Consider the following 10,569-nt stretch of genomic DNA (forward strand, 5'->3'; position numbering starts at 1 on the left):
ACCTGCTCGACCGGGCCCGGGTGGGTGCGGCCGGCGGGCGGCGCCGTACGGGCGGTGGGCGCGATGGGTCGGCGGGCGGTCGGAGGGCGCGGGCGACGGCTGGAGGCAGCGGAGCCAGCACGGCGGGGGCGGCCGGGCGGCTCCAGCCACCATGCGGCTGGCGTGCGGGGCGACGGGCGGCCGGCCGGAGGGCGCGGGCGATGGGTAGCGGGTACCGGCGGCCGGGCGGCGTCCACCCGGCCGGGGCCGCCCCAAAAATGCGAACAATGTACGGGTTTTCCGCCGGGGTGGCCGGGGGGCGTGGGGCGCACGGCGGTGGCTGGCGGGCCCTGCGCGCAGCAGCGGGCGCGCCCGGACCCGGCGGTGACGGTCCGGCCCCGGCGGCGGCGGTCCGGCCCCGTACGGGTCGGCTGGCCGCGGGCGACGGAGACCGGCCGCGGGCGACGGAGACCGGCCGCGGGCGGCGGGCCGGGCGGCGGGCCGGGCGGCGGGCCGGGGCCGGTGACGGCCGGGCTGCGCCGGACGCGGAGTGGGCCGGGACGCGAGGCGCGGGGACGGCGGAGGCCCGGGTGCGGCGGCCGGGGTGGCGCGGGCCGGACCGGCGCGGCGGACCCGGGCGGGCGGCGGACAGGCGGTGGGTGGACCAGCGGTGGCAGGTCGGCGGGCTCCGGGCAGGCGGCGGAGGCCGGAGGGTGTGGCGGGGCGGCCGGGGGTGTGGGCGGCGGCGGGTGCGCGGCGGCGACGCGGGACAGCGCGACGAGCGGCGGGGCGGCCGGGTGACGGCGGCCGGGCGCGAGCCGCGAGGCCGTCCCGAACAGCGTCCCCTGTCGCCAGGGGCCAGGCGGAAGGCGAGCAGCTGCGGTCCGCAGCCACCACGCTACCTCCTGGGAGCAGTTGGGGTCTGACGGCGGAGGATGCGGCCCAAGCGACACCGGGCGGACAACGCCGTCGCAGACTCCAGTCCTGTACCGGCGGAGGCCGGGCCACCCACTCCCTAGATTGCATAATTGGATTTACTATGGTAGCGTTGGCGTTGTTGGCACGGAGAGGTTGAACACCTCTGACATCGACGGTGAGAGAAAGCCATGGACCTCAGTCCCGCACAGGAGGCCGTCTTCGAGAAGGCCAAGGCTCGAGTCTCGCACCGGTTGACATTCGGCAAGACCAGCCAGTCGCGCGGTTTCCTCGCCACCGAACTCCTGGGCCCGGCCATCCCCGACGCCTTCAAGGACGGCGCGGTGCAGGCTGGCGAATGGCAGCAGACCCCCGAGTTCTGCATGAACGGCCAGACGCTTGAGGAGCCGACCGAGCAGCACTGGCTCGGCCACTGCCTCTCCATGGCGATCAACGAGGCCGTCCACGAGGCTCTCGAGCACTTCCAGGTCGACGGGCAGCCCTACCTGAACCCCCACGGCAAGAGCGAGGCGCTGATCTACATCCACGTCAACCAACTGGCGGCCCAACTGGCCGAACTCGCCGAGGAGGAAGAATCCGCATGACCAAGACCCGATTCGCCCAGCCCGGCGAGGCCGCCGCAGTCATCGCCCTCCCCGTCTGACACAACCCGACTTCAACGCGAAAGGCGGCGTCCCATGGCAGTCCTGGACTACAGGCCCTTCAGTCACCGCCGCGACGAGATGGACCATCTCGTCGGGCCCCGACCCCGCGGGGAGCGCCGCCGCCGCAGCCGCCGCGCCCACCGACGGAAGATCAAGCGCCTCGAATCCCGCACCTGGCGCCTCGACGCGCTCCACCAGACCACAGAACCCAACTAAGTCCTCAGACGGCGAACAACAGAGCACACACGGGCCCCGCACCGACTGCGACGCGCGGCGCGGCCGGACAGTCACAAGCACCAACTCCCCGAACAGCCACACGGCCGAGCGGGCGTCAGGTGCGCTCCGGCGGATCTCGTCGGAACTTCGCCGCCTCCAGGCAGTATGCCCAGCTCGCCAGTGCCTTCTCGATACGCGCGAGCGTCGTGCAGGCCGACGGGGGCAGCCGGCCGGGGAGGTAGCGGGCGGACGGGCAGGCGGCGGACAGGGAGCGGGAGGCGGCGCCGGGCAGGCGGTGGACGGGGTGCGGCGGCGCCGAGCGCGGGCGCGGTGTCGCTGCGGCGGCGCGGGCACTGGGCGCGGCGGGCGGGGCGCGGCGCGGGCGCGGGCGTGGGCGCGGCGGAGCGGGCGCTGGGAGCGGCGGGCGGGGCGCGGTGTGGCGCGGTTGAGACCCGGGCGCGGCAGCGGCTCGGCGAGACGACGACATCAGGTGCGCTCCGGCGGATCCCGTCGGAACTTTGCCGCCTCCAGGCAGTACGCCCACTGGGCGAGTCCGGACTCGATGCGCGCGAGGGTCGAGTAAGGCGTGTGCTGGAGCACCAAGGTGGCGTGGTTCAGCTCACCGTCAGCGAGGGACCCGGCAACCTTCAACCACGAAGTCTGAAAGTCGTGTTCCATTGCCTGATCGAGGTCACCCTCGGGCAGCCCGGCCGTCGGGCCCTCCGGAGGTACCAGCAGTGCTCGGGATAAGAGCGCGTCCAACGCACGCTCGCCCTCGCTGAGGAACTCGGCGGTTCCAGTCACCTCCGGGACCTCCTCAACGGGTATGGCGAGGTCGTGTGCGATGGCTTGATCCATGGTGTCGAACACGTCGGCGATGTCGGGTAGATCTTTGGTGAGGTAACGGATCCGGCCCAGGGCACGTGCCATGGCCGGTAGCAGAGCCACTGAACGCTCGCGGTCAGGAAGGGAGGACACTCGAACTCCGTCTGGTCGATGGGCGTTATGGGAAGCGCGCAAGTAGGAGACCACAGTGCTCAAGTGCGCGTAGCCACGGCTCCGTCCCGCCGCGTTCAGTCAGCCAACAAAACCGATCAAGTGCGTCGCCGTACGGTCAACGACAAGTTGAACTTGCTTAATTGGATTTATGAACGTATGATAGACGTACGTCGGCACCCCTCCTGTGCACTCCCGAGCTGAGCGCCACTTGCGGATGCCGAGAGGACCCCACACTAGAACGGCCCGCTGCGCCCTCGAAGACCTTGCCCTTGAAGCCCAACGGGCACATGATCCATCGCTCAGACGAAGTGCGGGTGATGGAGTTCGATGATCCGTCATGGCCCCCGATGCTCCGAGACCACCTCTTCGAGTGCAGCTACTGCGGCCAATATTTTGTACCCCGGATCGCGGACGACGCGGTTTATGTCGACACGCCTTGTCAGCCCGCCAGCGGCATCACATCGATAGTCACCCTTGAGGTCCCTTCTGGGAAGATCATCGTCACCGACGACTTGCGTCCCATCTATGCCGTCGCGCGAGCCGAGCTCGCCAGCTACAACAGCATCGTCGGTCAAGCGCAATATATTAAGGCAATGGCAGAAATTGGCTGTGCTTACGGTCCGGTGGGAAACACTTGCCCCGGTCTATACCGAACAGGAGATGACAGCTACATCATTGCATCTCCGGAGTACGACTACGACGACGATGAGAAGCCGTCGCTGCCCGAGTCCGACTGCATTGCAAACATCTGCACCGATCTTTGGGCCTACTCGATTGCAGATTACGACGACTGGAAGAGGCGTGGAGGTAACCCCGCCACTCTGGGGTGGTCGGATAACGTAGTAGAAGTGCCCGCGGGCACCTACCAGTTCACTCACCACACCGGGGAGCGGGACTTCGACCGCGACGCACCTGGGACTGTCATCTATGCCCATATCGAGAAGACCAGCTGACAATGCGGGGACGACCTGCCCAGGCGGCCCCCCGGCGTTATGCCGGCACCCAGACTGTCAATACAAGGGCTTGCGGGGCTGGCTGAGCCAGCACTGACCCAGCTTCCGAATCCCTACGCATTTCCGGCTCACGATCGTGTGGGCTTATGGGTAACGGCCGACGCCGCCACCCTGCTGAGAGAGGACCATTTTGGTGCACAATACGACGTCCCCCATGGCGGAGAAGCCGATCGATCAGGTCGAGCCGGACGGGGTCGGAAGCGTGCCGGAGCACGCGCAAGAGCCCACGGTGGTCGCCGCGCTGACGGTGCTGCGGGCGGCCCACGTGACGCTCGCGACGGTCCCGGGCCGGAAGATGCTCTACCGGAATTGGCATGGCGCGCAGGGGCCCCAGGGCGCGTTCGTATGGCCGGGAACGGGCCGAACACTCGAAGTGGTCTGGTTCATGGACGGAGCTCAGGACGAGCGGGGTATGAGGACGCGGGATACCCGGACCGTACGCCGCGCGCGGAATGACGCTCTCGACGCCGTTGCGTCCGCGTTTCAGGCAGCCGGGTGGCGTGTATGGCGGGTGGAAAGCCGGAGGACTGCTACACGGCGCGCCCTTCACATCGACGTGACACCCCCGGCCGACGGTGAGCCCCAGTCCGTCATCTCCGAGCAGCAAGCCGAGGCGCTGGCAACTGAGTTCGGGATCAAGCCGGGCGACCTCGACGAGGCCGTGTACGACGCCGCCAACGAGAGCGGGGCCCGAGAGTACAACAACGGCGCGCATCCCGAGGCGAGCGATGAGGACGCGCACGAGAGGGTCCACGATGCAGCCGATGCAAGGGCGAGCAGCGTGAACAACCAGGGGGTGACGGCACAGCTTCGATTCCTCGCGGATTTCTGCGACACCGCTGACAGCCTTCGGTCACTCCTGCGAGATCATTCACCGGCTGCGGCCGAGGCGCCCTCGACAGCATCCTGAAGGACGGCTTCGCACCCCGCGCAGACGGTGTGGCGGAGAGTCAAGCCGATGCGGGAGCACCGCCGCCCCGGCCGGCGGCCGGGAGGCGAGCGCGACCGGCGCGAAGGCGGCCGGGTGAGACGAGCGAGCCGGAGCGAGGTCCCTGAGGTTCAGGGCTGGCCTACAAACCGCTGCTCAGCAGTGGGTACAGGGACGTGGGGGCCTCCAGGACGCCCCAGTAACGGGGCCCTCGCGGTCTCAGGGTCGGGGGCAGAGTGATTCCCAGGTACGCGCTGCCTCCGAGTTCCGACCAGGTCGGATCGATCACGTGGCCGTCTCTGTCCGCACACCAAGCGTGGAGTATCGGTAGAGGGCTGGCGCCGCCGAGCGCGAGGCCCTCGACGCAGACCAGGCCCGCGTGCTCCGACTCGGTCGCCGCCGCGTTGGCGAAACACCCCCGCTCCGGGAGTGCCCGGACTGCGGCGGGGAGGGCGGCGGGAAGGAACCAGCGGCCGTACGCGGCCAGGAGTTCATACACTGAACGGTGCTTCCACATTGCGGTGCCGTCGTAGTCCAGCCGGCTCTCTTGCGCGAGGTTCGACTCCAGCCAGTTCAGGAGCGCTCGTTCCGCGGGGAGGGACGGGCGGGGGAGGGTCTGGACGCCGACGGCTTCCCGGCGGCTACCACACCAGCCGGGACGTCTCCGCTTTCTACGCCACTCGGCATGGCCACCCTTTCCCCAGCCGGTGCTTCTCCGGCGCTCCGATCCGCTTACTATCAGCACGAGAAGCCTCACGTCTAACCCTGATGCCCCGATGTGGCAGCGGGGGGGTGCGGTGGCACGTCAGCGGGAGGGCGCGTTCCAGTGGCCGTGCTCCAGCACCAGGTCGGCGAACGTGGGATGGCACCACTCCGGCTCCAAGGCGAGCTGGCGCAGCAGCTGGAGGCTGTCGCTCAGCTCGCGTCGGGCCTGGTCAGGCACATGGGTCACGGCGCGTCTCCGCTCGGGGCGGTCAGGCAGGCGGTGCACCAGCGCTCCCCTGGCGCTTCGAGGTTCTCGGGCACGTCGCGGATGCCGCCGGGCATGCTGACGCCCGGTTCGCCGCAGGCGATCTGGTGGTAGTCGCAGTCGCCGTCGCACCCCTCGGGGTCGGCTGGCCGATGCCAAATGATCTCCACTGACCGGAGGGCGGTTTCGCGACGAGGGCGTTCGGCCGTTGCGAGCATGGTCATGCGCTCCAGGGGACTCGTGCGAGGACGAGCCCCCGGACGTCGGCAGCACCGGTTGCTCGGAGTCGGAGCGCGACATGCTGGAGCTGCGATCCGCTGGTGAAGACGTCGTCGATGAGGAGAATCGTGGCGCCCTTGATGTCTTCGGTGCCTCCGGTCCATGTCAGGGCGGCTGCATGTGCGGCGGCGGCCGCGCGCTTCTCGTCCAGGGTGCGGTTCGCGGACCGGGCCGTCTCGGCCTGCTTCACCAGCCGGTGCGCGCCTGGCCGGCTCAGCGGGAAGGCCTTGGTCACGTCCTCCGTGTAGGCCGCATCCATGATCGCCTCGATGTGTTGGATGGGCTTGCGTCCGGTGTGGGTGGCATTGCCGACCACATGGTCGACGCCCCGCGTCTGGTCGGGGTGGCTTTCCATCCAACCGATGAGAAGCCGGCCGAAAATCATCGCCCAGCCGGCCCTCCCCTCGTACTTCAGCTTGTGGATCTTGTCGCGCAAGGCTCCGGAGTACATGGCCACCGCGTCAACGCGCGAGAACCCCCGCTCGGCTTCCGGGAGCGCACACACCCGATTACTGCACTGCCTGCCGGGCGCGACGGCCTGGGAGCAGACGGGGCAGTGGGGCTCGGCGACCGGCTGGAGGGTGCGGCCCGCGCAGTCGGAGCACAGGCGGGCGGTGCCGGTGATGCGGTACGCGCACACCGGGCAGTTGGGAAAGCCGGCTGGATTGGGGAGACCTGCCGTCACAGGCCGGCCAGGGCGAGCTGCTGGCGCTGCTGTCCGGCGGCCTGGATGTCCGCTGCCTGGCCGAGGCGGTCGGTGATGTCGCTGGAGGCGGCGACCAGGATCGCCCGGCCCTCCTCCAGCATCTTCTCAGCCCAGGGTTGTGTGTCGGCGAGGGAGCGGATCAGGAAGACGAACTTGCCGTGTTCGGCGGCCAGGCGGGCCTGCATCTTCGCGCCTGACGTGCTCGAGGCCTCGATGACGACGCTGCCCAGCGTGGTGCCGGACGTGACGACGTTGCGGCGGGGGAAGGTGTACTTCGCCGGTGGGCTCGTGGGCCAGAACTGGCTCAGAAGCGCTCCCCCAGCGCTGAGGATCGCCTTCGCGAGCGGACGGTTCTCGGCCGGGTAGATCGGTGCGGCGATGCCGGTGCCCATGACGGCGAAGGTCCGGCCGCCGGCGGTCAGGGTGGCCTGGTGGGCGGCTGCGTCGATGCCTTTCGCGAGACCGCTGGCGATCGCGACGTTGTGCTCGCCGAGCTCGCGGGCCATCCGGGCCGCGCGGCGCAGACCGTCTTCGGATGCCTGGCGGGTGCCGACGATCGCGATGGAGCGGGCGTCGCGCTCCTCGAGTTCGCCGCGGTAGAAGAGGAATGGCGGCAGGTTGCCGATCACCCTGAGGTTGGCCGGGTAGTCCTTGTCGAGGACCGTGACCAGGCGGGCACCGGCCTTACCGGCCGCGGTGAGCTCGTCGTCGACGCGGGCACGGGCGTCATCCAGTCCAGCGGCCAGGGCCTGCTGCAGCAGGGGACGGTTCTTCGTCGCGGCGCGTGAGTCCTCTTGGAGTTGTCCGTCCAGGAGCGCGGCCAGGCCCTCCGGGCTCTGGGCGCTACGGGCGAGCAGGCTCCAGTCCAGGTTGGAGTCGCCGGTGCGCAGCGCGCACAGGGTCAGCAGATCGTGCTGCTCGGCGGTGATGTCGAGGTCCATCAGGGTGTCCTTCTACTCGTGGCCCCGGGATGTTCGAAGGATGAAGCGGGGTTCTCGGGCCACTTCCATCATGGCGTACGCGGTCCGGGTGCGGGAGGGAAGGGCACTGCTGGAGGGCCGCCGATTCAGCTTGCCCGGCCGCCGGGCCGCACCGTCCGCCGGGGCGGGGGTGTCAGCCGGCGTCTCGCGCGGCGGCGATGTAGTGCGACATCGTGGTCTTCAGGCTGTTGTCGGGGCCCGGGCCTGCGGTGCCAGTGACGGTCGTCGTCACGAAGTTCGCCGCGGCCAGGTGGTAGCTGACCTGGAAGGGGTCGATCGTCGTGCCGGGGCGCAGCTGGTAGGCGGTGTGGCGGGAGTTGCCGTACTTGCCGATGGTCAAGGCGATGACGTGTTCCGCCTTGGCGCTGGTCAGCAGGGTTCGGGCCCACTCGATGGACTTGCCTTCGGTGGTGAAGTCGTCGAAGACGACCACGGTTTTGCCCCTGAGCTTGCCCTTGTACTTGGGGTTGATGCGGACGGTGCGGGCCTGGGCGCCGATCGAGATGTCCGCTGTGCTCGCCTCGCCCCGGCTCCTCCTCCACCGTTCCAGGCTGGTGTCTGGGGCCTGGGCGGTGCGCTCGAGCAGGTCCTCGCGGTAGTAGGAGCCGACCAGGACCTTGGCCTTGGTGAGGAAGCCGGCGAGTTGCTCGCTGACCTTGCCGAGGGAGCTGCTGGGGTAGACGCAGAAGAGGCTGCGGTGGGGCAGGGTGCCGTCGAGGTAGGCGGAGGCCAGCAGGCGCAGCATCAGGATGTCGCGGGCGTCCTGGGTGCCGACGGTGATGGTGCGGGCGCGGGTGAAGACGTCCTGGAGCTCGAAGGTCCGGCCGGGGGCGGCGGGGAAGCGCACGCTGGGCGGCAGCAGCGACCGAATCTTGAAGGAGCGGGCGGGGTCGTCGTGGCTGAAGGCCCAGGCCGGCTCGTCCAGGAAGAAGTGCTCCAGGAGCTCGCCGACGTCCGCCGGCTCGTCGGCGGCCAGGGTGAGCATGCCCCTGTTGTCGCGGACGTGGCTGGCCCAGCGGGCGTGGACGTGCACGACGCCGGCGTTGATGCCCGTACGCCAGTCCCACTCCGAGGTCCCCACCATGATCAACTGATTTGTGCGCAGCTTGAGGCGGTCGGCGACCGTCAGCAGCCAGGCTCCGCTGCCCCGGGCCGGCTTGCCGGGGATGTCGTCGCGGCACAGGTGAAGAGCGGGTGCCGGCAGCCCGGCAGCCGCCAGGGTGACTTCGGCGTCGAGGGAGTCGGTCGTGAGCAGCACGAAGGCGATGTCGCGTTCGTCGAGCCACTGCAGGAAGTCGGCGATCCCCTCGTGGGCGCGTCCAGGACCCCGCAGGAGCGCCTTGTAGTCGATCGCGACCGCGCGCACCGTGCTCGTGTCGTCCATCCCCACCCCTACCGCCGTGCCCTGATCACGAACTGACCCTCCCGGCATGATCTCAGCCGGTCCCGCCGTGCACCGACGAATCCCTGCTTCCATCTCCCGCCGCAGCTGCCCGTCCGGCGCAGTCGGGAGGCTGCCACCACAGGCGTCTCACCCGCCTCAGTTTCGTTGAGAAACCCACTCCAGTGGTAAGACGTCGTTTCTTATGGCTGTCAGAGCGACATGAGAGTCTCCTGGTATGAGCTACGACCTTGCTGTCTGGGAAGGCGAGAGGCCGACGGATGACAAGACCGCGGGCCGAATCTTCAGCGGCCTGTACGACCGCTACATCGACAGCGAGGTTGGAGAGCCTCCTTCCGAACGCATAGCGACCTACGTGGCTGCGTTGCTTGAGCGGTGGTGCGACCTCACCGAGGACGAGGAGGACGCCTCGCCCTGGTCAACCGGGCCGTTGATCCGCGAAGCCAGTGGTCCGCTGATCTACTTCCCCATGCGCTGGAGCATGGCCGAGGAGGCGTCCGCGTACGCGGCGGCCGTGGCGGGGTCCATGGACCTGGTCTGCTTCGACGTACAGCAGAACCGGCTCAGGCCGTGAGTGGGACAGCCAATCGGCGATAGCAGATGAAGGCTGCGGCTATGCCGACGAAGGCGAGGAAGTGCTCGGGCTTTCGTTCGTAGCGGCGGTGGAGGCGGCGGCAGCCGGACAGCCAGGAAACGGTTCGTTCGACGACCCATCGGTGGCGGCCGAGCCGTTGCGAGGACTCGATGCCTCTCCGGGCGATGCGATGGCGTATGCCGCGTCCGCGGAGCCATCGCCGCAGGTGGTCGTAGTCGTAGCCCTTGTCCGCATGCAGCTTCGCGGGGCGCCTGCGGCGCGGGCCGCGGCGGGAGCGGATGGGTGGGATGCCTCGGATGAGCGGTTCCAGGCCCTGGCTGTCGTGCATGTTGGCGCCGGAGATACCCAGCGACAGTGGCAGTCCGTTCCGGTCCGTGACCAGATGGATTTTCGATCCCAACTTGCCACGGTCGGTCGGATTCGGTCCCGTCAGAAGCCCCCTTTTGACGCCCGGACACTGACCGAGTCGATCGCGCACCGCGACCAGTCCAACCCACCCCGGGCCCCGAGCTCGTCCAGGACCACGCGGTGGAGCCGGGCCCAGACCCGGTCCGCGCTCCACTGGGCGAACCGCCGATAGACCGTCTGCCAGGCCGGCCCGAACACCGGTGGGAGCTGTCTCCACGTACACCCCGAAGTGGCCACGAAGACGACCGCAGCCAGAACTTCACGGTCACCGGCCCGACGTCGGCCCCCGCCCTGCGGACGCCGCACCTCCGTGGGCGGCACCACTCGCTGGAACAACTCCCACAACTCATCCGGCACCAGCCGCTCAACCAGATCCGTCATGCACAGGCCAACGAGCGTGCACGCCATAAGAAACGACGTCTAAGTGAGCGTTTGGTTCGCATATCAGGTGTTTGGCTGCGATTCTGAGCGGTCAAGCGAAGTCCCCTGAGCGGTGATTCGCCAGGGAAGTGGC

At 69.1% G+C, this 10,569-nt stretch carries 12 protein-coding genes; 5 read left to right on the forward strand and 7 right to left on the reverse strand.

Annotation, left to right across the window (positions count from 1 at the left end):
* The first annotated feature begins 1,085 nt into the window (after positions 1 to 1,085).
* Both ACIQMX_RS42160 and ACIQMX_RS42165 read left to right on the forward strand, forming a co-directional pair.
* The gene (locus ACIQMX_RS42160) at positions 1,086 to 1,499 is read left to right on the forward strand and encodes a hypothetical protein (RefSeq protein WP_402486962.1); all 414 of its coding nucleotides are present in this window, start codon (positions 1,086 to 1,088) and stop codon (positions 1,497 to 1,499) included.
* 93 nt (positions 1,500 to 1,592) lie between these two features.
* Positions 1,593 to 1,775: a hypothetical protein gene (locus ACIQMX_RS42165; protein WP_402486965.1), complete on the forward strand. Its 183-nt coding sequence runs from the start codon at positions 1,593 to 1,595 to the stop codon at positions 1,773 to 1,775.
* 486 nt (positions 1,776 to 2,261) lie between these two features.
* Here ACIQMX_RS42165 and ACIQMX_RS42170 read toward each other — a convergent pair whose 3' ends face one another.
* Entirely contained in the window at positions 2,262 to 2,705 is a 444-nt protein-coding gene (locus ACIQMX_RS42170) for a hypothetical protein (protein ID WP_402486968.1), read from the reverse strand.
* Positions 2,706 to 3,091: 386 nt separating this feature from the next.
* Here ACIQMX_RS42170 and ACIQMX_RS42175 point away from each other — a divergent pair, with 386 nt between their 5' ends.
* Together ACIQMX_RS42175 and ACIQMX_RS42180 are read left to right on the forward strand one after the other, a co-directional pair.
* Positions 3,092 to 3,727: a hypothetical protein gene (locus ACIQMX_RS42175; protein WP_402486971.1), complete on the forward strand. Its 636-nt coding sequence runs from the start codon at positions 3,092 to 3,094 to the stop codon at positions 3,725 to 3,727.
* Positions 3,728 to 3,941: 214 nt separating this feature from the next.
* Positions 3,942 to 4,697: a hypothetical protein gene (locus ACIQMX_RS42180; RefSeq protein ID WP_402486972.1), complete on the forward strand. Its 756-nt coding sequence runs from the start codon at positions 3,942 to 3,944 to the stop codon at positions 4,695 to 4,697.
* A gap of 823 nt (positions 4,698 to 5,520) precedes the next feature.
* On the opposite strand, the gene ACIQMX_RS42185 is transcribed toward ACIQMX_RS42180, so the two are convergent.
* The 5 genes from ACIQMX_RS42185 to ACIQMX_RS42205 form a co-directional block, all read right to left on the reverse strand.
* Entirely contained in the window at positions 5,521 to 5,667 is a 147-nt protein-coding gene (locus ACIQMX_RS42185) for a hypothetical protein (RefSeq protein ID WP_402486975.1), read from the reverse strand.
* Positions 5,664 to 5,909, reverse strand: coding sequence for a hypothetical protein (locus ACIQMX_RS42190; RefSeq protein ID WP_402486977.1), 246 nt, complete (start codon positions 5,907 to 5,909; stop codon positions 5,664 to 5,666). The genes ACIQMX_RS42185 and ACIQMX_RS42190 overlap by 4 nt, the downstream gene beginning before the upstream one ends.
* Entirely contained in the window at positions 5,906 to 6,400 is a 495-nt protein-coding gene (locus ACIQMX_RS42195; protein ID WP_402486980.1) for a ComF family protein, read from the reverse strand. The genes ACIQMX_RS42190 and ACIQMX_RS42195 overlap by 4 nt, the downstream gene beginning before the upstream one ends.
* Positions 6,401 to 6,645: 245 nt before the next feature.
* Positions 6,646 to 7,611, reverse strand: coding sequence for a DNA-processing protein DprA (locus ACIQMX_RS42200; protein WP_402486983.1), 966 nt, complete (start codon positions 7,609 to 7,611; stop codon positions 6,646 to 6,648).
* Positions 7,612 to 7,783: 172 nt separating this feature from the next.
* Entirely contained in the window at positions 7,784 to 9,034 is a 1,251-nt protein-coding gene (locus ACIQMX_RS42205; protein WP_402486986.1) for a hypothetical protein, read from the reverse strand.
* 235 nt (positions 9,035 to 9,269) lie between these two features.
* On the opposite strand from ACIQMX_RS42205, the gene ACIQMX_RS42210 reads away from it, so the two are divergent.
* On the forward strand, positions 9,270 to 9,626 hold the full coding sequence (locus tag ACIQMX_RS42210; RefSeq protein ID WP_326667593.1) for a hypothetical protein: 357 nt from the start codon (positions 9,270 to 9,272) through the stop codon (positions 9,624 to 9,626).
* On the opposite strand, the gene ACIQMX_RS42215 is transcribed toward ACIQMX_RS42210, so the two are convergent.
* Positions 9,616 to 10,436, reverse strand: a protein-coding gene (locus tag ACIQMX_RS42215) for an IS5 family transposase (protein ID WP_402486990.1) whose coding sequence is annotated in 2 segments (ribosomal slippage) — positions 9,616 to 10,094 and positions 10,094 to 10,436 — 822 coding nt in all. Because the reading frame shifts where the segments join, the coding sequence is not laid out codon by codon here. The genes ACIQMX_RS42210 and ACIQMX_RS42215 overlap by 11 nt on opposite strands.
* Positions 10,437 to 10,569 lie beyond the last annotated feature (133 nt).

The sequence above is a fragment of the Streptomyces sp. NPDC091416 genome (genome assembly GCF_044756845.1).
GTDB lineage: Bacteria > Actinomycetota > Actinomycetes > Streptomycetales > Streptomycetaceae > Streptomyces.

Coding starts and splice junctions, on each gene's coding strand:
- ACIQMX_RS42160 (WP_402486962.1), top strand. CDS start 1,086: ATGGACCTCAGTCCCGCACAGGAGGCCGTCTTCGAGAAGGCCAAGGCT.
- ACIQMX_RS42165 (WP_402486965.1), top strand. CDS start 1,593: ATGGCAGTCCTGGACTACAGGCCCTTCAGTCACCGCCGCGACGAGATG.
- ACIQMX_RS42170 (WP_402486968.1), bottom strand. CDS start 2,705: ATGGCACGTGCCCTGGGCCGGATCCGTTACCTCACCAAAGATCTACCC.
- ACIQMX_RS42175 (WP_402486971.1), top strand. CDS start 3,092: ATGGAGTTCGATGATCCGTCATGGCCCCCGATGCTCCGAGACCACCTC.
- ACIQMX_RS42180 (WP_402486972.1), top strand. CDS start 3,942: ATGGCGGAGAAGCCGATCGATCAGGTCGAGCCGGACGGGGTCGGAAGC.
- ACIQMX_RS42190 (WP_402486977.1), bottom strand. CDS start 5,909: ATGACCATGCTCGCAACGGCCGAACGCCCTCGTCGCGAAACCGCCCTC.
- ACIQMX_RS42200 (WP_402486983.1), bottom strand. CDS start 7,611: ATGGACCTCGACATCACCGCCGAGCAGCACGATCTGCTGACCCTGTGC.
- ACIQMX_RS42205 (WP_402486986.1), bottom strand. CDS start 9,034: ATGGACGACACGAGCACGGTGCGCGCGGTCGCGATCGACTACAAGGCG.
- ACIQMX_RS42210 (WP_326667593.1), top strand. CDS start 9,270: ATGAGCTACGACCTTGCTGTCTGGGAAGGCGAGAGGCCGACGGATGAC.